Source organism: Mesorhizobium sp. M7A.F.Ca.US.010.02.1.1, assembly GCF_004023085.1.
GTDB lineage: Bacteria > Pseudomonadota > Alphaproteobacteria > Rhizobiales > Rhizobiaceae > Mesorhizobium.
Genome location: NZ_RZRV01000056.1, coordinates 1 through 21,594, shown reverse-complemented (window position 1 = coordinate 21,594; position 21,594 = coordinate 1). Strand labels below are relative to the sequence as shown.

General features: G+C 61.5%; 20 protein-coding genes and 2 pseudogenes. 11 read left to right on the top strand and 11 right to left on the bottom strand.

What is annotated here, in order from left to right; translation table 11 throughout:
* Positions 1 to 11: 11 nt before the first annotated feature.
* Positions 12 to 1,832: an extracellular solute-binding protein gene (locus tag EOA19_RS31840; RefSeq protein ID WP_128305847.1), complete on the bottom strand. Its 1,821-nt coding sequence runs from the start codon at positions 1,830 to 1,832 to the stop codon at positions 12 to 14.
* A gap of 232 nt (positions 1,833 to 2,064) precedes the next feature.
* On the opposite strand from EOA19_RS31840, the gene EOA19_RS31835 reads away from it, so the two are divergent.
* The gene (locus EOA19_RS31835) at positions 2,065 to 2,694 is read left to right on the top strand and encodes an invasion associated locus B family protein (RefSeq protein WP_027036590.1); all 630 of its coding nucleotides are present in this window, start codon (positions 2,065 to 2,067) and stop codon (positions 2,692 to 2,694) included.
* A 72-nt stretch (positions 2,695 to 2,766) separates the two neighbouring features.
* Here the strand turns inward: EOA19_RS31835 and hspQ are convergent, their stop codons facing one another.
* On the bottom strand, positions 2,767 to 3,090 hold the full coding sequence (hspQ, locus tag EOA19_RS31830) for a heat shock protein HspQ (protein ID WP_023811879.1): 324 nt from the start codon (positions 3,088 to 3,090) through the stop codon (positions 2,767 to 2,769).
* A 125-nt stretch (positions 3,091 to 3,215) separates the two neighbouring features.
* Between hspQ and EOA19_RS31825 the strand changes: the two genes are divergently transcribed.
* Positions 3,216 to 4,178 (top strand): AEC family transporter, encoded by a 963-nt coding sequence (locus EOA19_RS31825; protein ID WP_128305846.1) that lies wholly within the window; start codon positions 3,216 to 3,218, stop codon positions 4,176 to 4,178.
* Here the strand turns inward: EOA19_RS31825 and EOA19_RS31820 are convergent.
* Positions 4,155 to 5,366, bottom strand: coding sequence for a UbiH/UbiF family hydroxylase (locus tag EOA19_RS31820; RefSeq protein ID WP_128305845.1), 1,212 nt, complete (start codon positions 5,364 to 5,366; stop codon positions 4,155 to 4,157). The two genes, EOA19_RS31825 and EOA19_RS31820, sit on opposite strands and share 24 nt — an antisense overlap.
* A 70-nt stretch (positions 5,367 to 5,436) precedes the next feature.
* Here EOA19_RS31820 and EOA19_RS31815 point away from each other — a divergent pair, with 70 nt between their 5' ends.
* The 8 genes from EOA19_RS31815 to EOA19_RS31780 all read left to right on the top strand — a co-directional run bounded on the left by EOA19_RS31815 (position 5,437) and on the right by EOA19_RS31780 (position 13,717).
* Entirely contained in the window at positions 5,437 to 6,375 is a 939-nt protein-coding gene (locus EOA19_RS31815) for a DUF2182 domain-containing protein (RefSeq protein ID WP_128305844.1), read from the top strand.
* 14 nt (positions 6,376 to 6,389) lie between these two features.
* The gene (locus EOA19_RS31810) at positions 6,390 to 7,004 is read left to right on the top strand and encodes a DUF1326 domain-containing protein (protein WP_023811883.1); all 615 of its coding nucleotides are present in this window, start codon (positions 6,390 to 6,392) and stop codon (positions 7,002 to 7,004) included.
* Positions 7,001 to 7,819: a phosphatidylcholine synthase gene (gene pcsA, locus EOA19_RS31805; RefSeq protein WP_023811884.1), complete on the top strand. Its 819-nt coding sequence runs from the start codon at positions 7,001 to 7,003 to the stop codon at positions 7,817 to 7,819. Before EOA19_RS31810 ends, pcsA begins: the two co-directional genes overlap by 4 nt.
* A 44-nt stretch (positions 7,820 to 7,863) precedes the next feature.
* Complete coding sequence (locus tag EOA19_RS31800; protein WP_128305843.1) at positions 7,864 to 8,841, top strand: quinone oxidoreductase; 978 nt, start codon at positions 7,864 to 7,866, stop codon at positions 8,839 to 8,841.
* Between the two features lie 133 nt (positions 8,842 to 8,974).
* Positions 8,975 to 10,552, top strand: coding sequence for an ABC transporter ATP-binding protein (locus EOA19_RS31795; protein WP_164893094.1), 1,578 nt, complete (start codon positions 8,975 to 8,977; stop codon positions 10,550 to 10,552).
* Positions 10,549 to 11,679, top strand: a complete 1,131-nt coding sequence (locus tag EOA19_RS31790; RefSeq protein ID WP_128305841.1) for an ABC transporter permease — start codon at positions 10,549 to 10,551, stop codon at positions 11,677 to 11,679. Before EOA19_RS31795 ends, EOA19_RS31790 begins: the two co-directional genes overlap by 4 nt.
* On the top strand, positions 11,679 to 12,599 hold the full coding sequence (locus tag EOA19_RS31785) for an ABC transporter permease (protein WP_031213469.1): 921 nt from the start codon (positions 11,679 to 11,681) through the stop codon (positions 12,597 to 12,599). Before EOA19_RS31790 ends, EOA19_RS31785 begins: the two co-directional genes overlap by 1 nt.
* 50 nt (positions 12,600 to 12,649) lie before the next feature.
* Entirely contained in the window at positions 12,650 to 13,717 is a 1,068-nt protein-coding gene (locus tag EOA19_RS31780; protein ID WP_128305840.1) for a BMP family ABC transporter substrate-binding protein, read from the top strand.
* A 45-nt stretch (positions 13,718 to 13,762) separates the two neighbouring features.
* Here EOA19_RS31780 and EOA19_RS31775 read toward each other — a convergent pair whose 3' ends face one another.
* The 6 genes and pseudogenes from EOA19_RS31775 to EOA19_RS31750 form a co-directional block, all read right to left on the bottom strand.
* Entirely contained in the window at positions 13,763 to 14,869 is a 1,107-nt protein-coding gene (locus EOA19_RS31775; RefSeq protein ID WP_128305839.1) for an acyltransferase, read from the bottom strand.
* Positions 14,870 to 14,968: 99 nt separating this feature from the next.
* Positions 14,969 to 16,282: a 30S ribosomal protein S12 methylthiotransferase RimO gene (gene rimO, locus EOA19_RS31770; protein ID WP_128305838.1), complete on the bottom strand. Its 1,314-nt coding sequence runs from the start codon at positions 16,280 to 16,282 to the stop codon at positions 14,969 to 14,971.
* Positions 16,283 to 16,418: 136 nt separating this feature from the next.
* Complete coding sequence (locus EOA19_RS31765; protein ID WP_023811892.1) at positions 16,419 to 17,081, bottom strand: TerC family protein; 663 nt, start codon at positions 17,079 to 17,081, stop codon at positions 16,419 to 16,421.
* Between the two features lie 179 nt (positions 17,082 to 17,260).
* A complete protein-coding gene (locus tag EOA19_RS31760) occupies positions 17,261 to 17,668 on the bottom strand; it encodes a DUF930 domain-containing protein (RefSeq protein ID WP_032909322.1) in 408 nt (135 codons plus the stop codon).
* Between the two features lie 56 nt (positions 17,669 to 17,724).
* Complete coding sequence (locus tag EOA19_RS31755) at positions 17,725 to 18,423, bottom strand: DUF2161 domain-containing phosphodiesterase (protein WP_128305837.1); 699 nt, start codon at positions 18,421 to 18,423, stop codon at positions 17,725 to 17,727.
* 52 nt (positions 18,424 to 18,475) lie between these two features.
* Positions 18,476 to 18,928, bottom strand: a pseudogene (locus tag EOA19_RS31750) (sterol desaturase family protein); the annotation flags it as partial.
* On the opposite strand from EOA19_RS31750, the pseudogene EOA19_RS31745 reads away from it, so the two are divergent.
* A pseudogene (locus EOA19_RS31745) lies at positions 18,923 to 19,324 on the top strand (isochorismatase family protein); the annotation flags it as partial. The pseudogenes EOA19_RS31750 and EOA19_RS31745 overlap by 6 nt on opposite strands.
* 718 nt (positions 19,325 to 20,042) lie before the next feature.
* On the opposite strand, the gene EOA19_RS31740 reads toward EOA19_RS31745, so the two are convergent.
* Positions 20,043 to 20,867 carry a Ku protein gene (locus EOA19_RS31740; RefSeq protein WP_023811897.1) on the bottom strand — a complete coding sequence of 275 codons (825 nt, stop codon included), beginning with the start codon at positions 20,865 to 20,867 and terminating at the stop codon, positions 20,043 to 20,045.
* A gap of 497 nt (positions 20,868 to 21,364) precedes the next feature.
* On the bottom strand, positions 21,365 to 21,594 hold a 230-nt coding region (locus tag EOA19_RS35710), incomplete at its 5' end, for a hypothetical protein (RefSeq protein ID WP_206638143.1).

The window sequence follows — 21,594 nt, the reverse complement described above, 5'->3', positions numbered from 1 at the left end:
CTCCTGATCCCTCAGTTGGGCTTGCGCCACCATGTTGGCAGTTGATACCCGAATATGGGCGTCTTTTGCGGATGTTCCAGGTAGTTCCAGTAGGCGATCCATTGCTGCGTGTTGTACTGCATCGGCACCATGTAGTTGCCGGAGATCAGCAGCCGGTCGAGAACGCGAACTGCGGCAACATAATCCTCCTTGGAGCGGGCGCGCAGCATCGCCTCGATCGCCGCGTCCACAGCCGGATCGGCAACGCCGGCGAGATTGAACGAGCCTTCCGTCCTGGCCGCGGCGGAACTCCAGCGCCCGCTCTGCTCGATGCCGGGCGACAACGAATTGTTGAAGCCGCTCGATCCGACCATGACCTCGAAGTCGAAGCGCTGCTTGCGCGACTGGATCTGATCGCCGTCGAGGCTGCGAATGGTGAGATCGATGCCGATCTTCTCCAGCGTGCGCTGGTAGATGCCGGCAAGGCGCTCCTCGTCCTGCGACGCGGTCAGGATTTCGAAGCTGAAGGGTTTGCCTTCGGGATCGAGCATCGTTCCATTCTGCACGTGGTAGCCGACACTTTTCAAAAGATCGAAGGCTGCCTTCAGCACGCGGCGGTCCTGGCCCGATCCGTCGGTCACCGGCGGCCGCCATGTACCGTCCATGACATCGGCCGGCACGCGGCCGGGGTAGGGCGCCAGAAGCGCTTTCTCCTTGTCGTCCGCTGGATGGCCGAGCGCGGAAAGCTCGGAGTTTTGCCAATAGCTCATTGTCCGCGCGTACTTGCCGCCGAACAGGTTCTTGTTGGCCCATTCGAAGTCATAAAGCATACCGAGCGCGCGCCGCACGACCGGGTTGGCGAATTTCGGCAACCGCGTGTTGAACAGGAAACCAGTCACCACGGGCGGAATGCCGGTGTCGAAGGTCTGCGCGACCACATCGCCCTTGTGGAAGGCCGGAAAATCGAGATCGCGCTCGCGCTTCACCGGATCGCTATCGTCGTCGATGGCGCAAAGGCCTTTCTTGAACGCTTCGAGCTTGGCGTTAGCGTTGAGGAAATACTCGATAGTGATCTGGTCGTAATTGTCGAAACCGCGCTTGGCCGGGACGTCCTTGCCCCAGTAATCCGGGTTGCGCTTGAACACGATGCGCTGGCCGGGCTGCACCTGCGCGATCGTATAGGGGCCACTGCCGATCACCGGCTTGAGCGTCGTCCTGTCGAAAGTCTCCTTGTCGAAGGCATGCTTCGGGATGATTGGGGTCAGCGCGATGATCAGCGGGAATTCGCGATCGGCCTTGTCGTTGAAGGTGAAGCGCACGCTGTGATCGCCGGTCTTTTCGAGCTTGGCGACCCTGGCCATGCGGTCGCTGTAGGGCGGTCGCCCTTTCTCGGTGTAGACATCGTAGCTGAACAGCACATCTTCCGGCGTCACTGGCTGGCCGTCCGACCATTTGGCCTTCGGGTTGAGATGGAATTCGATGCTCTTGCGCTCCGGGTCCATGTCGGCGCTGTCGGCCAACAAACCGTAAAGCGTGAAAGCCTCGTCGGCATTGCGCTGCATCAACGGCTCGAAGACCAGATTGCCGAAGATCGTGTCCATCATGCCGCGCGCCGTCGTGCGCAGGCTCTTGAGGATGAAAGGGTTGAGGTTGTCGAAGCTGCCGACGACGCAATAAGTGATCGAGCCGCCCTTCGGCGCATCGGGATTGACGTAATCGAAATGCGTATAGTCCGGCGGCAGCGCCGGCTCGCCCTGCATGGCGATAGCGTGCTTCGGCTCCGATGCGGCCGGCTGATGCGAAAGGGCGAGAAACGATATCCCGGTGATCAGCCAAACAACAACGCGGCCCATGACCGTCTCCTTACTGGGTCGGCTTGATGATTCGGTGTGCACCCTAGCATGAGGCGGCGGCGCGCCGGCCAACCGCGCGTTCAACAATTGCTGACGCCGGGCTGGATTCGGCCTCGCTTGCAGTGTAACACGCCCTCCGAAGTCATTCTGTTGCCTCATTTCGGCAACAGGTAGCTGGACCACACGGCACGAAGAAGCCGGTCCCGGGATCATTTGAGAGGAAGTGCACGACATGACGAGCCTGAACAGCAACGCGTACCGCCTGTCGGTCATGGCCGCTGGCGTGATCGGCTTTCTGGGCGCAGGACTCCCCGCCGCTTCCGCACAGCAGCAACAGCAGATTCCGCAAGGCTGGTTCAAGGCCTGCACCAAGCAGGAAGACGTCGACATCTGCAACGTCCAGAACATCACCACCGCCGGCAACGGCCAGCTGGTCACCGGCGTCAGCCTGATCGAGCTCAAGGGCAAGGTGAACCGCAAGGTGTTCCAGGTGACGGTTCCGACCGGCCGTCTGGTGCCTCCCGGCATCGGCCTGCAGATCGACACCGGCAAAGCGCAGAAGCTCGATTATGTGATCTGCTTCCCGGATCGTTGCGTGGCCGAAGTGCCGCTGACCGACCAGCTCGTCGCGGCATTCAAGAAGGGTCAGGCGATCACGCTGACTTCCGTCAATTTCCAGAACCAGCCCAATCCGATCAAGATCGCCCTGCAGGGCTTCAGCGGCGCCTATGACGGCCCGGCGTTGCAGCAGTCGGACATCGAGGACCGGCAGAAGAAGCTTCAGGACTTCGTCGCCAAGAACAACCAGGATTTCGCCAAGAAGCTCAAGGAAGAGCAGGACAAGGCGAAGACCGCCAACTGATCGGCCGATATCGTCCGGCCAACAAAGAAGCGGGGTCATGCCCCGCTTTTTTTGTGCCCGTCTCTCCGCGGGTTAGTGCCTTGACTGCCGTTTCGGCTGGTAGCCGCCGTCCGGCCTCTTGTCGAACATCTCCTTGATCTGCGGATGCCGGACCGGCTCACCCGACTGATCCTCAAGCAGATTCTGCTCGGAGACGTAGGCGATGTATTCGGTCTCCGAATTCTCGGCGAGCAGATGATAGAAAGGCTGATCCTTGCGCGGTCGAACGTCGGCGGGGATGGCTTCGTACCATTCGTCGGTGTTGGCGAATTGCGGGTCGACGTCGAAAATAATGCCCCTGAATGGAAACAGCCGGTGGCGAACCACCTGTCCGATTGCGAATTTGGCTGTTTTCATCGTACTCACCACTGAATTCCTTGGGCTTATTTGGCGCAGACCGCGCATCAATTCAATCCCGAGGCGCTTGACGCCCTATCAAGCAACGGGCTAGCCCGGCGCCAGGGTTTCGGACCAGCATAAAAATGTCTGACGTCATCGGTCTTGTTCTTCCGTTCTTCGGCTTGATTTTTGTCGGGTTTCTGGTGGCGCGCATCACCAGGCAGCCGCTGGAGGCGCTCGGCTGGATGAACACGTTCATCGTCTATGTCGCGCTGCCGGCCCTTTTCTTCCAACTGCTTGCCAGGACGCCGTTCGAAGACCTGACGGAATGGCGCTTCATCTTCGGTTCGGTCGTCTCCACCTTCATGATATTTTCCTTGATGTTCATGGGGTCGGTGCTGACCTCGCGCGGCGAGATAGCGCAATCGACCATCAAGGCGCTCGCGGCCGCCTATGGCAATATCGGCTATATGGGACCGGGGCTGGCATTGCTGGCCTTCGGCGAGGAGGCGGCTGTGCCGGTCGCCCTGATCTTCTGTTTCGAGAACATCATGCATTTCGCCATCGCGCCCATGATGATGGCGCTGTCGGGCGACGAGAAGACCACTCCTCTCCGGCTTGCGCTGGGTGTCGTGCGCAAGATCGTGCTGCACCCGTTCATCATCGCAACCGCCCTGGGTGTCGGCGCCGCCTATATCGGCTTTCGACCGCCCGTGCCGGTGGAGCGATTTCTGGAATATCTTTCCCGGGCGGCCGCACCTTGCGCGCTGTTTGCCATGGGCGTCACCCTGGCGCTCAGGCCGCTCAATCGCGTCCCGCATGAGATGGTTCCGATTGCGGCGCTGAAACTGATCCTGCACCCGTTGCTCTGCTATGTCGTGCTGAGCTGGATCGGCAATTTTTCTGAGACATGGGTCTTCTCGGCGGTGCTTCTGGCGGCATTGCCGACCGCCACCAACGTCTTCGTCATCGCCCAGCAGTATGGCGTCTGGGTACAGCGCGCGTCGGCCAGTGTGCTGATCACAACCTGCCTGTCGGTCGTGACCGTCACCGGGCTGCTCTACCTGATCCGGCACAATATCCTAGCGCCGGACCTGTTTCCCTAACCCGCCAGCAAGCGCGGCAAAACCGCTGCCGGGACGAAGTCCCTCGCGCATGAAAAAAGCCCGAAGCGGCGCGAAGCCTCCGAGCACACCGAGCCCGGCAACGCGGGCCATCTGCGCCGGCAGCATGTCGGAAAGCAGCGACATGTTGAGCAGGTTGACCACGCTGCTGCGCGCCAGAATATCGGGGCGGCGCTTGAAATCGTAGGCTGCAAGCGCCTTGGCTGCACCTGGATCGGCTCTATTTTCACGAGCGATTCCAATTAGATCGTCGACGTCCCTGATGCCGAGATTGAGGCCTTGCGCACCAATCGGGGGAAACACATGGGCGGCTTCGCCGACCAGCGCCACCCGATCTCGGGCGAAACGCAGTGGCGTCACCGCCGAAAGCGGATAGATCTGCCTGCCCGGCTCGACCGTTACCCGGCCCAGCATCGACTGCATCTGCTGTTCGACCCGCTGAGAAAGCGTCGCATCGTCCAGTGCGGCGAGGTCGGTCGCGGTCTGGGGCTTGACCACCCAGACCAGGCTGGAGCGATTGCCGGGCAGCGGGACCTGCGTGAATGGACCGGTCTCGGTGTGGAATTCGGTCGAGGTGAAGGCATGGTCGCCGCCATGGCCGAAATTGAGGACGAGAGCTGCCTGCGGGTAGGACCGGGCCGAGGTCGAGATGCCGGCCGCCTGGCGCGCCGGTGACAACCGCCCATCGGCGGCGACCGCCAGCGCTGCGTCGACCGTGCTGCCGTCGGACAGGACGGCACGGGCGCGCTCGGCATCGAGATGCCAGTTCGCCACCATCGGCATCAGCCGGTCGATGCCGGCATGCGCGGCAACGGCGCTGGCGAGTGCCGGGTTGAGCACGCTGTTGGGAAGGTTCAGCCCGAACTGGTCCTCGTCGATCTCGCTGGCACGGAAGGTGACGACCGGGCTGCGGATCAGCCGGCTGGTGGCGTCGACGATGCGCATCACTTTCAGGGCCGCCGCCTTGGATTTGACGGCTTCGAGCACGCCAAGCCGGTCGAGCACTTTCAAGGCAGGGTTCATCAGGGCCGTCGTGCGGCCATCGGGGGCGGTGGCCTCCGGCCCGACCAGTGTCACCGGGAAACCCTCGGCGGCAAAACCGAGCGCCGCGATCAGTCCTGCCGGCCCCGTGCCGGCAACCAGTATCCGCGCAGTTTGCTGATGCTCCAAGATCGGCTTCCGGCTTGCAATGCGAGGCGGTCCACCCGACCTGCCGTTCGATGAGCATATAGGTCAGATCATGCCGCTTGATCAACGCGGCGATTCGGCCCATTCGGATGTCATGACCGGCCAGCAGGACGACTTCAGGCATCTCGACCGCGCCGGCCGCGCCATGGCCGGCATCGCGCGCAGTCCTCGCGTCACGGTAAACGTCGTTGTCGGCGCTTGCATCCTGCTTGCCTGGCTGACCCTTGCCGCGATGGCAATCCGCGGCGCCGAAGGCGGGATTGCAGGCGTCAGCGCCCCCGGCGACACGATCCTGCGCAGCCTGCCGCAACTGCCGCTGCCCGATTTCCTGGAACGGTTCTTTGTGCTGTGCCTCTCACCGGTGCCTTTGGACACAAGTCTCGGCTTGCAGGCCGGCGCGCTCGTTTTCATGTGGTTCCTGATGGCGATTGCGACGATGTTGCCTTCGGCTGCGCCGATGATCCGCACCTATTGCGAAATCACTGACACGGCTCGCATCAAGGGCGAACCGGTCGTTCACCCGCTGGTGCTGGTCGCCGGTTACCTCAGCGTCTGGCTCGCCGCTTCAATGATGTTCGCGGCGCTGACCTTGGCCGCCCATGCATTCGCCTCGTCAGCCGGGATGCTCGATCCGGTCGTCGGCCTTGCCGCTGCGCTCGCTCTGCTGATTGCCGGTGTCTACCAGTTCAGCGGCCTGAAGGAAGCTTGCCTGAAGAAATGCAAGAACCCGTTCTCGATCCTTTTCGCGAACTGGAGCGCCAGGCCGGTTAGCGTCTTTCGGCTCGGTGTCGCTCAAGGTCTGTGGTGTCTCGGCTGCTGCTGGGCCTTGATGCTGGTGATGTTCGCCGTTGGCGTCATGAACATTTTCTGGATGGCGTTGATCGGGCTGTTCACCCTGATCGAAAAACAAACCGCCAGCAGGGTTCCAACCCGGCTGGCCGGTGCGATACTGCTTGTCTGGGCAGCCGCGCTGCTAGTAGTCTCGCTGTGAGTGGGGGAAAATCGATGGCAGACCAGAGCTGGGCGATGAAGGGAGAGCTCGTACTCTCCTGCAATTGCACGGTTTTTTGCCCCTGCGTGCTGTCGCTTGGCAATCATCCGCCGACCGAAGGCTATTGCCAGACCTGGGCGGGATTTCGCATCGATGCCGGCCATTTCGGTGAAGTAGATCTGTCCGGCCTCAATCTCGGGCTGGTCATGGAAATTCCCGGCTACATGAGCCGCGGCAACTGGACCGCGGGCCTGTTCATCGACAGCCGCGCCTCTGTCTACGCGGTCAAGGCGCTGACAAAGATCTTCACGGGCAAGGCAGGCGGAACCACATCGCTGCTCTCCATCCTGGTCGGCAAATTCCTCGGCGTCGAACAAGTGCCGATCACCTATGAGACGCGTGACAAGACGCGTATCTTCCAGATACCGAGGATCATCGACGGGGCGGTGACACCCATCCCCGGCAAGGATCGCGACAAGGATACGGTGATCAGCAATTCGGAATACTGGATCGCGCCTGAGATCATCGTGGCAAGGTCCGACAAGAGCAAGATGCGGGCTTTCGGCCGCAACTGGAATTTCGCCGGCCGTTCGGCCGAAATCTGCAAGCTGGATTGGCGGGGCCCGTGAGCAAGAACACAACGGCCCGAAAAGCCGCCAAAAAGATCACGGACCGGATTCCGCGCCCGAAAAAGAAGGTCACCTGGCCACAGGCGAGGGCGTTCTCCGTCCACCTCTTGACCGCCTCGGGGTCGTTCCTGGCCTTCCTGTCGCTGGTAGCGGCAAGCGAAGAGCGCTGGACGGCGATGTTCTGGTGGCTCGGGCTGGCATTGTTCGTCGACGGCATCGATGGGCCGATCGCGCGGAAGCTCGAGGTCAAGGAAATCCTGCCGACTTGGTCGGGCGAACTGCTCGACAACATCATCGACTACGTGACCTACGTGCTGATCCCGGCCTTCGCGCTCTATCAGCGCGGCTTCATGGGCGAGGGCCTGTCATTCCTGTCTGCGGCGATCATCGTCGTCTCCAGCGCCATCTACTATGCCGACACCGGCATGAAGACGAAGGAGAATTTCTTTAAGGGGTTCCCCGTGGTCTGGAACATGGTGGTGTTCACCCTGTTCGTCATCGAGCCCGGACAATGGGTTTCGTTTGCGGTGGTAGTGGTGGCCGGCGTCCTGACTTTCGTACCGATCAACTTCATCCACCCGGTGCGGGTGGTGCGGCTGCGGCGCATCAACCTTGGGATGACTCTCTTGTGGTGCGCTTTCGGCGCGCTTGCCCTGGCCCAGGCGGCACTCGCTGCCTTCTACGATCAGATCGGCGTGCTGGGCGAGCAGGTCAGCACCTTCACCAAGATCGGCATCACCATCACCGGGCTTTACCTTGCCTGCATCGGTGGCATCATGCAGTTCTTTCCCAATCTCGGTGCCAAAAAGGCCTGATCAGCCACTCCCACAGAGAGCCTAGCCCCACAGGAAGCCTAGCAATGTCCAAAGCGATCCGCATTCACGCCAACGGCGGCCCGGAAGTCCTGACCTACGAGGACGCCGACCTCGGTCAGCCGGGATCCGGGCAGATCCTGGTCCGGCACACCGCGATCGGCCTCAATTTCATCGATGTCTATCATCGCTCTGGCCTCTATCCGCCGCCCGGCGGCTTCCCGCTCGTGCCAGGCAGCGAAGCCGCCGGCATGGTGCTGGAGGTCGGCCAGGGCGTCGACTGGCTGAATCCGGGCGATCGCATCGCCTATGCGGTGACGACGGGGGCTTATGCGCAAGAGCGCGTCATCGATGCCAGCCGGGTCGTCAAGGTTCCGGATGGCATCAGCGACGAACAGGCCGCCGCGATGATGCTGAAGGGCATGACGGCGGAATATCTGCTGCGCCGGACGTTCAAGGTGAAGGCAGGCGACACGATCCTGTTCCACGCCGCGGCCGGCGGCGTCGGGCTGATCCTCGGCCAATGGGCAAAACACCTCGGCGCGACCGTCATCGGCACCGCCAGCTCGTCCGACAAGATCGAGCTCGCCAGGGCGCATGGTTTCGACCATGTCATCAACTACAAGGAACAGGATTTCGTTGCCGGCGTCGCCGCCATCACCGGCGGCAAAAAATGCGATGTCGTCTACGATTCGGTCGGCAACGACACATTTCCGGCTTCACTCGACTGCCTGCGGCCGCTTGGCATGTTCGTCAGCTTTGGCCAGTCATCGGGACCCATACCGCCGTTCAGCATGTCATTGCTGGCCCAGAAGGGCTCGCTGTTCGCAACAAGGCCGACACTGTTCGTCTACAACGCAAAACGCGAGGACCTCGATGCTTCTGCCGCCGCTCTGTTCGAGGTCGTGCTCAGCGGCGCGGTCGAAATCAAGATCAACCAGCGCTACTCGCTTAAGGATGCCGGCAAGGCGCATTCCGACCTCGAGGGCCGCAGGACGACAGGGACGACCATTCTCATCCCTTAGTCCGTTCTGCCTTGCTATCCCTTGAATTTCCGCTGAAATTCTTGAAGCTCTTTCAAGACGCGTGCCGCTTTCCGATGAGAGCCGGCCGCGCCTACCATGCCTGCGGGAACACAGAACATGTCTGGCTAACCAGATGGGAGGCACTGTGAGTGCAAATCACGACGGCACGAACCTGCTTGAGGTGCGTGGCCTCACCAAGATATTCGGCACGCTGACGGCGTGCGATCACATCGATCTCGACATCGCCAGGGGTGAGATCCACGCCTTGCTCGGCGAAAACGGTGCCGGCAAGTCGACGCTGGTCAAGATGCTGTTCGGCTCGCTGGAGCCCAATTCCGGCGAGATATTCTGGAACGGCCAGCCCGTCAGGATTTCCAGCCCCGGCGTCGCGAAAAAACTCGGCATCGGCATGGTGTTCCAGCATTTTTCGCTATTCGAGGCGCTGACCGCGGCCGAAAACATCGCGCTGTCGCTGGACGACGGCTCTCCGATCAGCAGCATCGCGGCAAAGGCAAGGGCGCTTTCCTTCAGCTATGGCTTGCCGCTCGACCCTGAATCGCTGGTCGGCGACCTGTCGGTGGGCGAGCGCCAGCGCATCGAGATCATCCGCTGCCTGTTGCAGACGCCGCAGCTCATCATTTTGGACGAGCCGACCTCGGTGCTGACGCCGCAGGAAGCCGACAAGCTGTTCGAGACGCTGGAGCGTTTGCGTTCGGAAGGCAAATCCATCCTCTACATCTCGCACCGGCTCGAAGAGGTCAAACGCATCTGCGACCGCGCCACGGTGCTGCGTCACGGCAAGGTGGTCGGCCACTGCAATCCGCGTGAGGAAACAGCCTCCTCGCTGGCTCGCATGATGGTCGGCAACGAGGTGCAGGCCGTGGTGCGCGCGCCGGTCGAGGGCATCGACAAGGCGCCACCGCTGCTCGAAATCCGCAATCTCAATCGCAAACCGGCAACGCCGTTCTCGATACCGCTCAAGGGCATCAACCTGAACGTCCGCGCTGGCGAGGTGATCGGCATCGCCGGCGTCGCTGGCAACGGCCAGGGCGAGTTCTTCGAATCCGTTTCAGGCGAAGTGCTGCAGCAGAATGCCGCCTCGGTGCGCATTCGTGGCAAGGATGCGGGAGGCCTTAGCATCACCGGACGCCGACTGCTGGGCGCCGCCTTCGTGCCGGAGGAGCGCCTCGGCCACGGTGCGGCACCGCGCATGAAGCTTTCTGAAAACCTGCTGCTGTCGCGCCATGCCACCGACGGCAAGGCGTTCGTCGGTTCCGGCGGGATGGTGAAGAGCGGTGCCATCCAAGCCGCCTCCCAGCGCATCATCGAGGCGATGGATGTGCGCAAGAGTGCGCCGGATCCGGAGGCTGCGGCCCTTTCGGGTGGCAATCTGCAGAAATTCATCGTCGGCCGTGAACTCGACCGCCGGCCGAGCGTCATGGTGGTGAACCAGCCGACCTGGGGCGTCGACGCGGGCGCTGCCGCCCACATCCGCCAGGCCTTGATCGAGCTGTCGCGCAGCGGATCGGCGGTGCTGGTGATCAGCCAGGATCTCGACGAGCTGTTCGAGATATCGGATGCGATCGCGGTCATGCACAATGGCGAGCTGTCGAAGCCGATGCCGATCGCCGAGGCGACCTTCGAGAAGGTTGGCTTGCTGATGGGCGGCGCCGAACCAGGCCACGCCGAACACACGCTGGAGACGGCATGATGCGCCTCGAACTAGTCAAACGCCCGCAGCGTTCCATGCTGTTTTCGGCCCTGTCGCCGTTCATCGCCTTTGCGCTGACCATCATTGCCGGCGCCGTCATGTTCGCGCTGCTCGGCGTCAATCCGCTGACCGCGTTCAATATCTATTTCATCGAGCCGATCAGCCAGGTCTGGCAGTTGCATGAGTTGGCGATCAAGGCAGCGCCGCTCATCCTGATCGCTGTCGGCCTGTCGGTCTGCTACAAGGCCAACATTTGGAACATCGGCGCCGAAGGCCAGTTCATCCTCGGCGGCATTGCCGGTTCGATGATTCCGGTGCTGTTTCCGCAGTTCGAAGGTCCGCTGGTGCTGCCGCTGATGCTTTTGCTCGGCATGGTCGGCGGCGCGGCCTATGCCGCGATCCCGGCTCTGCTCAAGACGCGCTTCGGCACCAACGAGATCCTGACCAGCCTGATGCTGGTCTATGTCGCGCAGCTCTTCCTCGACTGGCTGGTGCGCGGACCCTGGCGCGATCCGCAGGGTCATGGTTTCCCGCAGACCATCCAGTTCAACGATTCGGCCGTGTTGCCGGAGCTGATGCCGGATGCCGGGCGGGCAAACTGGGGTTTTGTCTTCGCGCTGATCGCCGCGGTGCTGGTCTGGATCCTGATGAGCCGCATGCTGAAGGGTTTTGAGGTGCGCGTGCTGGGCTCAAGCCCGCGGGCAGGGCGCTTCGCCGGCTTCGGCTTCAACCGCATGGTCTTTTTTGCTTTCCTGCTGTCAGGCGCGCTGGCGGGACTCGCCGGCATCTTCGAGGTCTCGGGCGCCATCGGCCAGTTGCAGCCCGTCATCTCGCCCGGCTACGGCTTCACCGCCATCATCGTGGCGTTCCTCGGCCGTCTCAACCCGCTCGGCATCGTTGCCGCCGGACTGGTGCTGGCGCTGACCTATCTCGGCGGCGAAGCGGTGCAAAGCGCGCTCGGCATCTCCGACAAGGTGGCGCGGGTGTTCCAGGGCATGCTGCTGTTCTTCGTGCTCGGCTGCGACACGCTCATCCACTACCGCATCCGCCTGATCGGCCTGGCGCTGACCAAACCGGAAGGCGTGGCCAAACTCGAAGCCGCACCGAAGCTGAAGGAAGCCCGTTGATGGACATCACCGTAAACATCCTTCTGACCATCGCCACCGCGGCAACGCCGCTGTTGATCGCGGCAATCGGCGAGCTGGTGGTCGAGCGCTCCGGCGTGCTCAATCTCGGCGTCGAGGGCATGATGATCATGGGCGCCGTCGGCGGATTCGGCGCGACCTATCTCACCGGTTCGCCCTGGATCGGCCTTTTGGCGGCAATCGCCATGGGCGCGGTATTCTCGCTGCTGTTTGCCGTCATGACGCTGTCGCTGGCCACCAACCAGGTGGCGACCGGCCTGTCGCTGACGCTGCTCGGCCTTGGCCTGTCCGGCATGATGGGCACCAGCTTCGTCGGCCAGCCCGGCGAAAGGCTGCCCAACCTCTACATTCCCGGCCTGACGGAAATCCCTGTGGTCGGCAGGCTGCTGTTCGGGCAGGATCCGATCTTCTACATCTCGATCGCGCTGACCGCGGCCGTCATGTGGTTCCTGTTCAAGACCCGGACCGGACTGACGCTGCGTTCGATCGGCGACAGCCACACCTCGGCGCATGCGCTTGGCATCAAGGTGATCCGTTATCGCTACCTCGCGGTCATCTTCGGCGGTGCCTGTGCCGGCCTTGCCGGCGGCCATCTCTCGCTGGTCTACACGCCGCAATGGGTGGAGAACATGAGTGCCGGCCGCGGCTGGATCGCGCTGGCGCTGGTGGTGTTCGCCTCCTGGCGGCCATGGCGGGTGCTGGCCGGCGCCTACATCTTCGGCGCGGTGTGGATCGGCCAGCTTCATGCACAGGCTTTTGGCATTCCGGTGCCCTCGCAGTTCCTTTCTTCGCTGCCCTATCTGGCAACCGTCGTGGTTCTCGTTCTAATCTCGCGCAACAAGCGTCTGACGATGATGAACACGCCGGCTTCCTTGGGGCAGCCATTCGTTCCGGATCGTTGACAATAAAAACAAACGGGAAGCTCCAAGGCTTAACTCAGAGAGGTAACACGATGAAAAAACTGCTTATTGCCCTGATGACCACGACCGCCGCCATGTCGCTGGCAGCGACGGCCGAGGCGGCGGACAAGCTAAAGGCTTGCTGGGTCTACACCGGCCCGATCGGCGACTTCGGCTACTCCTACCAGCACGACCAGGGCCGTCTCGAGGTGGAGAAGGCGCTCGGTGACAAGGTCGAGACCGCCTATCTCGAAAACGTCTCGGAAGGCCCCGACGCCGACCGCGCTTTCGAGCGCCTGGCTCGCGAAGGCTGCAAGATCATCTTCGGCACCTCCTTCGGCTTCATGGACCCGGAAGTGAAGGTCGCCAAGAAATTCCCGAAAGTGATGTTCGAGCACGCCACCGGTTACAAGACCGCTGACAATCTCGGCATCTACAATGCGCGCTTCTACGAAGGCCGCTACATTCTTGGCCAGATCGCCGCCAAGGAATCGAAGGCAGGGGTCGCCGGCTATATCGTTTCCTTCCCGATCCCCGAAGTGGTGATGGGCATCAACTCCTTCATGCTCGGCGCGCAGTCGATCAACCCGAATTTCAAGGCCAAGATCGTCTGGGTGAACTCCTGGTTCGATCCGGGCAAGGAAGCCGACGCTGCCAAGGCGCTGTTCGACCAGGGCGCCGACATCATCGTCCAGCACACCGATTCCACCGCTGCCCTGCAGGTGGCCGAGGAGCGCAAGCTGAAAGGCTTCGGCCAGTCCTCCGACATGATCAAGTTCGCGCCGAACGCGCAGTTGACCTCGCTCACCGACGAATGGGGTCCGTATTACGTCAGCCGCGTCCAGGCTGCGCTCGACGGCACCTGGAAGCCGGACAATGTCTGGCTCGGCATCAAGGACGGCGCCGTCAAGATGTCGGCCTACACCAACATGCCCGACGACGTGAAGGCGATGGCCGAAGCCACCGAAAAGAAGATCGCCGGCGGCTGGAATCCCTTCACCGGACCGGTTGCCAAGCAGGACGGCACGCCGTGGCTGAAGGATGGTGAAGTCGCCGACGACGGCACGCTGCTCGGCATGAATTTTTATGTGAAAGGCGTCGACGACAAGCTGCCGAAATAAGCAGCGCGAGACATGAGACGGAGGGGCGCCGCGAGGCGCCCTTCTTCATTCGGCGGGCTGTGCGCCGGCAGAGGGGCGACGAAACCGCGTTCGTCCGGCATCGACCGCGCGGCCGAGCCAAAACCTGAGCAACCGCTGTACCGGTTGTTCGCAGGTGCGCCAGATCGCCCACGAAATGAAAAGCATGAGCACGACGCAACCAAGAGCGGCAATCCATTTGCCGACAAGGGGCGTTGCCGCATTGATGGCGAGATAGCCGATGTCCTGGTGCAGCAAATAGAGCGGATAGGTCAGCCCGCCCAGCGCCAGAGTGAGCCCCGATGCCCTGACACGGTCGCGCAGCAGCACCGCGCCGATCAAGGCCGCGTGCATGACGACGTTGGCGACGACGAGATTGGCCGAGGCAACGGCAATGCCGTAGTGGCCAAGCATCCAGTGCTGCGTCACCGATAGCGTTCCGCAGGAGATCAGGAACGCGGCGGCAAGCAGCAGCAGGGCCGGCACAGAACGGCCATGCGAATGGATTTGGTGGACCAGCACGCCGGCGGCGAAGAACGGGCCGAACTCGGTGAGGAACAGCAGCCTGGCTCCGCCGCTGCCGATGAAGAACTCGTTCAAGGCCGAGATCGCCAGCCAGATGAAGATCAGCTCCAGCTTGCGTTTCTGGAAGAGCCCGGTGAACAGGGCCAGCGTGATCCATCCGTAGAACACCAGTTCAAGCACGATCGACCAGTAGACGCCGTCCATGAAGGGCTGGCCGAAGGCCGGCGCGAACATCGACAGATTGGCGGCATACTGAACGAAAGAGGCCGAAAGCAGCGGCGACCCGACAAGGAAGACAATCGCGAAGGTGATCGTCATGCAGAACAGAAAACCCGGATAGAGGCGAACGAACCGCGCGATCGCAAACTGATCCCAGCTCCGGTTTTCCGCCGACCAGGCAATAACGAAACCGCTGATCAGGAAGAACAGGTTGACGCCGAGATAGCCGTAGAGGGCGAATGGTGCGGCAAGCGGATAGCCTTGCGCAAGGTAGCCTTCGGCGGCAGCGCCGCGAAAGAAATAGTGGAAGAACACGACGGCAAGTGCTGCCGCCAGCCTGAGCAGGTCCAGCGTCGCGATGTAATTTTGTTCCGCAGGTCTGGTGTTCATCCGCATTTCCCGCATCTACGGTCCGCAAACCATAGAGCGGATCGCGGCTGCGCGGGTTAAGACGGCTGAATTATCGCCAGATGTAGTAAATACGGACCGTCAGACCGCCGAACCATAGAGGTCATAGGCATCGGCACGGTCGATCTTGACGGTGACGATGTCGCCTTGGCGCAGCGGGCGGCGCGACTGGATGTGCACCGAGCCGTCGATCTCGGGCGCGTCGTATTTGGTGCGGCCCTTTGCCGACGTGCCGTGCGCCTCGTCGATCAGCACCGGCAGGCGCTTGCCGACCTTCCTGGCCAGCTGTGTCGCCGAAATCTTCTGCTGGCGCTGCATGAAGCGGTGCCAGCGCGCCTCCTTGATCTCTTGGGGAACCTGTTCGAGACCGAGATCGTTGGAGCGGGCGCCCCGGACCGGCTCGTATTTGAAGCAGCCGGCGCGATCGATCTTGGCCTCGTCGAGCCAGTCGAGCAGCATCTCGAAATCGTCGTCCGTCTCGCCGGGGAAGCCGACGATGAAGGTCGAGCGGATGGCCAGATCCGGGCAGACCTCACGCCAGCCGCGAATGCGATCGAGCGTCTTTTCGCCGTGTGCCGGCCGGCGCATGTTCTTCAACACCTGCGGCGAAGCGTGCTGGAAGGGGATATCCAGGTAAGGGAGGATCTTGCCCTCTGCCATCAGCGGGATGACGTCGGCGACATGCGGGTAGGGGTAGACATAGTGCATGCGCACCCAGATGCCGAGCTTGCCCAGTTCCTCGGACAGATCGAGGAATTTTGCGCGCACCTCACGGTCGCCGAACATCGACGTCTGGTACTTGATGTCGATGCCGTAGGCGCTGGTGTCCTGCGAGATGACCAGAAGTTCCTTGACCCCGGCCTTGGCCAGTTTCTCGGCCTCGCGCAGCACATCGGCCGCCGGCCGCGAGACGAGGTCGCCACGCAGTGCCGGAATGATGCAGAAGGTACAGCGGTTGTTGCAGCCTTCGGAAATTTTCAGATAGGCGTAGTGGCGCGGCGTCAGCTTGACACCCTGCGGCGGCAAAAGATCGACATAAGGGTCGTGCGAAGGCGGCGCAGCCTCATGCACGGCAGCCATCACGCTCTCATAGGCCTGCGGCCCGGTGATCGCCAGCACATTGGGGTGCTTTTCGCGAATGACGTCCGGCTCGGCACCCAGGCAACCGGTGACGATCACCCGGCCGTTTTCCGAAAGCGCGGAGCCGATGGCGTTGAGCGACTCGTCGCGAGCGGAATCGAGAAAGCCGCAAGTGTTGACGACGACAAGGTCGGCGCCGTCATGCTTGCGGGCGATTTCGTAACCTTCGGCGCGCAGGCGCGTGATGATGCGCTCCGAATCCACAAGGGCCTTCGGGCATCCAAGACTGACAAAACTCACGCGTGGAGCGGACATAGAGCGTTTCCGGGCTTTTCAGGATTGCCGGCGCAGTACCACACTTATTGCGGCATTGGTATGGGCAGACCCGCGATGCGGCAAAACGCACGGCGGTCTTGCTTCCACTGAGTGAAGATGCCGATGTCCGCCAGCCTCAGCCGACCGCACCGTTTACATGCGGCCAGACCTCCACCGCGCCACGATAGACCATGTCCACAGCCACATAGAAAATGATCAGCAGGCCGACATAGGCAATCCAGCGGTGGCGATGCAGCAGCTTGGCAATGAAAGTCGCGGCCAGCCCCATCAGGGCGATCGACAACACAAGGCCGATGACCAGCACCGGAAAATGATCGCGCGCCGCTCCAGCCACCGCCAGCACGTTGTCGAGCGACATCGACACGTCGGCGACGACAATCTGCAAGGCAGCCTGGCCAAGGGTCTTGCGCTTGGTCTTGCCGGCGACCGCCTGGTCGCTGTTGAGGTCCGAATTCGACAGTGCCTCGGTCGCTTCCAATTCATCGGCATGCGACGTACGCAACTCGCGATACATCTTCCAGCAGACCCACAGCAGCAGGATGCCGCCGGCCAGCAGCAGGCCGACGATCGCCAGCAGCTTGACGGTAATTGCGGCAAACCCGATGCGCAGCACCGTTGCCGCCACCACGCCGAGAAGAATCGCCTTCTTGCGTTGTTCGGCAGGCAGGCCGGCCGCGGCGAGGCCGATGACGATCGCATTGTCTCCGGCCAGCACGAGGTCGATGGCGATGACCTGCAGCAGGGCGGTCAGACTGGCAGCGCTGAAAAAAATGTCCATCGACAGGAAGCCCTTGCTGATTTTGCCGAGTGTTCGTCGATTATCCAGAGGCCCTAACTTGGTGGTCCCCTGGCGTCAAGGGATCACGCGTGGCTGCATCACCGAAGCAGCATTGCGTCAAGCCGGATCACGGCTTCGCGGCACTCGCGACAGCCAGGCAAACCATGGCAGATCACAAATCAATCGTAGAGATTGTACTTTGCCCAGTCGGCTTCTGGAATCTCGTCCCCGATCCGGTAGCGGAGCTGCAAAACTTCCATATGGTCCGGTGCGGTCTGGCACTTGAATTTCAGCCGGTACCACTGCCCCTTGCTGCGAAACGCAGCACCCGGGCTCTTGATGGCATCGGCACCCATCTCGGGCGTCGCGAAGGCGTAGGCGACGACGCGATCGGCTTTGAACTTGCGGTCGTCATGGGTGATGCGGTCGAGCACTTCGGCGTCGCAACGCTGTTCAAGACGAGTTTGGGGATCGAGTTTCATCAGGCCGGCGCGCAATGCATTATCCATAGCGCTGGCTGGAAAACTCAGTGTCACTGACGCCAAGGCGGTCATGCAGAGCTTCTTCATGGGCGGGACAAGCAACATATTTTGTCGGAGAAATCAACCGAGCGGACCGCCTCGGACGCCGCCGGAATCTTCAATCATATGGCCGGTGCGTTCAAAATTGCGTGTCGGGATTCGTCGTGCGATGCCTGCGGCCAACGGACCAAAGAGGCACGGCCGGCATCGGTGAGATCGTAAAGGCCGCGGTCGACGCGCGCGAACCAGCCATAAACATTGTGCTGCAGGATTTTCGGCGCCATCGGCGTCACCGCCTTCAGATCTCGCGGCCGCCTGGGTCCGTCCACCATGGCCGCAGCGCAGGCGAGGGCGCTTTGGCGATAGGCCGTCATGATCGGATTGCGCGATCCTCCTCCCACAACGGGATCGCCGCGACGGCGCTGGTGCTCGTCGACCAGGCGAGAGCGCCGGCGGGCATTCTTGCGCGGCGCCAGCGCGATCGGGCTGAGAAGCACCTCGACCCGGTCCGTCGCGGTCACGCCAAGCAGGCCGAAGCCAAGCCGGCGGCAGAGATTGCGGAATCTGGCGTCGCTTTCGCGGCCCTTGCCGCGGGCCGACATGCGCGCGGCCAGCCACACCTCGTCGCAGGCCGCCGCGCGATCGACACCTTGCAGCACCAGTTCAAGATTGAACTGCAGCTTCAACTCGCAGATGACGACAACCGGCGGCTCCCCCTCGCGCAATGCAACAACATCGCAGCCGTCGATCTCGCCTTTGACGACGAAGTCGAGGCTTTCGAGGAACCGCTTCACCGGCGCATAGAGAGACGTCTCGTTCATGCCGCAGGGTTTAGCCGATTCGACGCGAAAAGCCTTCCCGTGGTTCGGCGTTCTACGGCCCGAAAGCGGATCGGGGTGGATACCGCACCGTCGGGCCAGCTGTCAGGCTTCGGTGTTCGGCACCTGCCCGGTTCGGCAGCTTCCTACGGCGCAGGGGCGGATAGCCGATCTGACCGAAATAGGTGGAAGGGATCGGATCGTCGACGCCGTACTTGTCCGGCACCTTGTCACCGGTGGGATTGTAGGTGCCGAACAGCATGTCGAGGAAAGGCAACTGCCCGGCGAAGTTCTTGTCATAGGCTTCGCGCTGGTTGGCATGGCGCCAGCGATGGAACTGCGGGCTGGCGATCAGCCACTTCAAGGGGCCGAACGGAATCCGCACGTTTGAATGCACAAGCAGCGTATGTCCAAGGTAGATAGTCGAAAAGACGGCGATCGAGGCTTCCGAGAAGCCGAGGAAAAAGATCGGCGTCAGCGATATCGCCTTTGTGACGATGGCGACCGGACGTTCATCAACACCTGGGAAGACAGGAAGGTCGTGAACGCGGTCAAGGCGACCGGCCGCAGGCAGCTCATCATCGCCGGCCTGTGGACCGAGATCTGCGTCGCCATGCCGGTTATCCAGGCGTTGGGCGAAGGCTGGGACGTCACGGTCATCGCCGACGCCTCGGGCGGCACGTCGGTCGAAGCGCACGAGGTCGCCATCCAACGCATGATCGCGGCCGGCGCAAACATGATGACCTGGCTGGCGCTGGCATCGGAGTGGCAGCGCGACTGGGCGCGTACCGAGCACGTCGGCGAGCTGACGGAAGTGCTCAAGCAGCACGCCGCTGGCAGCGGCATCGCGTACCTCTGGGAGCAGCAACTGCTCAACACGCCTGTGCCGAGCACCGCCGGCTGAACTGGGCGGGGTGACGAAAGCGTTGAGCGATCCAGCGCCAACATGCTGAGCCGGGTCACCCCCGCCCACAAGACGAGCCGCCTGAATGCAGGGCGGCCGGCCGTCATCAACGATCACTTCCTCCATCCATTGGCCGCGACTACAGTCGGCGCAGCCTGGCTATCTATCGCCTCATTGAAAGGACCATGGAGATGTTCGGCGGAGCGCTTCCGAGAGGAAATGGACGTCATCTATCCGAACTTCAAAGTCAGCCTGACGCAACAGGGCGCTCGTGATCGATGACCTCGCAGTTCGGATATATCGACTTGGAACAGAGGACCTTGCAACCAATCGACAAACCGCTGGGCACGAGGTTGTCATCATGTCTTAGGTACAAACCGCTACCCATGTCTCCGGGCTGGACAATTCGACGTCTGGCGGAGGAAGTGGGATTCGATTCTTGCCTCCGATCCAAGCAAATCAAGAAATCTAAGAATCGATTGTTACACAGCATGTTACGCGCCAGTCAGACGGTGCGGACACGAGCGCGGCCCTTCCCGAAAATGCTAGTGGTGAATCTGTCTAGCGAGGCAACGGAGCAGTGCACGGTGCCGTTTGCGAAGGCCCTGAGGGAATGATCGTGGAGAAAGGCCGCCTTCAGGATCAGCTAGACGCGCTCAAGGCTCCGCTTCTCGGCAAGCGATATGGATGAGCAACGAACGAGTGCCGGTTCCAGCACCTAAGCTGATTTGCGGCTATTGGCCTTTGGCCGATCTTGGCCGATCCCTTCCTTGGCGAGGCTCTTTCGAAGAACTGAGGCCAAGTCGACCACGTTCTCCTTGGGTTTCGGTACCGGTTTCGGGGGTTTTTTGCCCTTGCGCTTGGCGTCAATCATGGCAATCAACGCGTCCTCGTAGGTGTCCTCGAATTTCGAAGGATCGAACTTTGTCACCTTCTTGTCGATGAGAAGCCCCGCGATTTCGAGCAAATCCGAATCATATTTTGCGCTCTTCACATCGTCGAAGACGGTGTCTTCCGATGTCATCTCATTGTGGGTCCGTAGCTCGGTCAGCAACATCCCTTTTCCAAGGGGCTGTATCAACACTTCGCGCCCGCGCTGATAGAGTACGACGCAGGAGCGTGCCGCAACGCGTTTCTTGGCCATCGCATCGCGCAGGACGGCAAAGGCCTCCAGGGAGGCGCCGTCTGCCGGGATCAAGTAGTATGGTTTCTCGAGATAACGTGTGTCGATCTCGGCAACCGGAACGAAGGAATCGACGTCAAGTGTATGCTGTGACGTCAGCTTCAGTTTCTTTAACTCGTCCGGCTCGACGTGGATGAAATCATCCTTGTCCGCCTCATACCCTTTGATCTGATCCTCGGCTTTGACAACGTCGCCAGTCTCTTCATCGACATAGGCGCTTTTAACGGGTAAACCGTCCTTGCGGTTCAAAATCTTGAAGTCGATCTTGGTTGCCTCGCTTGTGGCACCCACTATCTTTACCCCGCATGACACGGAACCGACCCTCAGAAAGCCCTTCCAGACCGCGCGTGGCGCCACCATGCCGTTTCTCCTAGACGTCGATCCGGCACAACGTCAGGCACACGGTTCTGTTCCTCAACGTTGGCAGTACCCTCGCCAATGTTAGTTATTCTTCACGGTAGTCCAGCAGCTTTGCATGGCGCAGTTTTTCTTCGCCCTTCAGAAAAACTTGACCCGGCCGACCAAGCCTGGCTTGATCCTCTCGGCCTTGTCTTTCTTTAAGCCCTTCGGCACGGGACGCCGATCTTGCCCTGCACGCGCTCCGACAGGCTGTTGAATATGCCCAGCAGCAGGTTGATAGGCCGGCTCGATGTAGGTCCAGTTTTGGGCTTATGCGAATGTCCGCAAAGCGCCCTCATTCCTGTCGTTTGGGTTGTGTGTTTGCCGGCCTGGAAGCGGACATCGATTTTGTCAGAAATGGCGGACGCGCCGAACCGCGAAGCAGGTCTTTCTTTTGGTTGGCTCAAGCTACGTGGAAGGGGCGCCTTGTCGGCCTTGTGCCTGTCTCGAGATCCAATTCACTGGATTACAGTGGCCTCCATGCCGATGAAATGAAACGCCAACCCCAAAGTTCCATAAGGCGTTACTAATTTAAATTGTTGTTGTGGGCGGGTGGCGAGCTGTTCGTTCTGAACGGCTTCGGTCTGATTTGGGATGAGATATCGTTTCGCGCGCCGGCGGAGCAATGCGCTGTTTTTGTCATTTCGCAATCCATGTCGGGCAAGTGGCCGCCTTACCGGCTCTTGTC

What these genes read in the sequence shown, in the direction of transcription:
- EOA19_RS31815 (WP_128305844.1), top strand. Translation starts at nt 5,437, where the DNA reads ATGCCGCTTGATCAACGCGGCGATTCGGCCCATTCGGATGTCATGACC.
- EOA19_RS31755 (WP_128305837.1), bottom strand. Translation starts at nt 18,423, where the DNA reads ATGAACGAGACGTCTCTCTATGCGCCGGTGAAGCGGTTCCTCGAAAGC.
- rimO (WP_128305838.1), bottom strand. Translation starts at nt 16,282, where the DNA reads ATGTCCGCTCCACGCGTGAGTTTTGTCAGTCTTGGATGCCCGAAGGCC.
- EOA19_RS31765 (WP_023811892.1), bottom strand. Translation starts at nt 17,081, where the DNA reads ATGGACATTTTTTTCAGCGCTGCCAGTCTGACCGCCCTGCTGCAGGTC.
- EOA19_RS31835 (WP_027036590.1), top strand. Translation starts at nt 2,065, where the DNA reads ATGACGAGCCTGAACAGCAACGCGTACCGCCTGTCGGTCATGGCCGCT.
- EOA19_RS31780 (WP_128305840.1), top strand. Translation starts at nt 12,650, where the DNA reads ATGAAAAAACTGCTTATTGCCCTGATGACCACGACCGCCGCCATGTCG.
- EOA19_RS31740 (WP_023811897.1), bottom strand. Translation starts at nt 20,867, where the DNA reads ATGGTGGCGCCACGCGCGGTCTGGAAGGGCTTTCTGAGGGTCGGTTCC.
- EOA19_RS31810 (WP_023811883.1), top strand. Translation starts at nt 6,390, where the DNA reads ATGGCAGACCAGAGCTGGGCGATGAAGGGAGAGCTCGTACTCTCCTGC.
- EOA19_RS31785 (WP_031213469.1), top strand. Translation starts at nt 11,679, where the DNA reads ATGGACATCACCGTAAACATCCTTCTGACCATCGCCACCGCGGCAACG.
- EOA19_RS31825 (WP_128305846.1), top strand. Translation starts at nt 3,216, where the DNA reads ATGTCTGACGTCATCGGTCTTGTTCTTCCGTTCTTCGGCTTGATTTTT.
- EOA19_RS31775 (WP_128305839.1), bottom strand. Translation starts at nt 14,869, where the DNA reads ATGAACACCAGACCTGCGGAACAAAATTACATCGCGACGCTGGACCTG.
- EOA19_RS31840 (WP_128305847.1), bottom strand. Translation starts at nt 1,832, where the DNA reads ATGGGCCGCGTTGTTGTTTGGCTGATCACCGGGATATCGTTTCTCGCC.
- EOA19_RS31795 (WP_164893094.1), top strand. Translation starts at nt 8,975, where the DNA reads ATGGGAGGCACTGTGAGTGCAAATCACGACGGCACGAACCTGCTTGAG.
- EOA19_RS31800 (WP_128305843.1), top strand. Translation starts at nt 7,864, where the DNA reads ATGTCCAAAGCGATCCGCATTCACGCCAACGGCGGCCCGGAAGTCCTG.
- hspQ (WP_023811879.1), bottom strand. Translation starts at nt 3,090, where the DNA reads ATGAAAACAGCCAAATTCGCAATCGGACAGGTGGTTCGCCACCGGCTG.
- EOA19_RS31790 (WP_128305841.1), top strand. Translation starts at nt 10,549, where the DNA reads ATGATGCGCCTCGAACTAGTCAAACGCCCGCAGCGTTCCATGCTGTTT.
- EOA19_RS31760 (WP_032909322.1), bottom strand. Translation starts at nt 17,668, where the DNA reads ATGTTGCTTGTCCCGCCCATGAAGAAGCTCTGCATGACCGCCTTGGCG.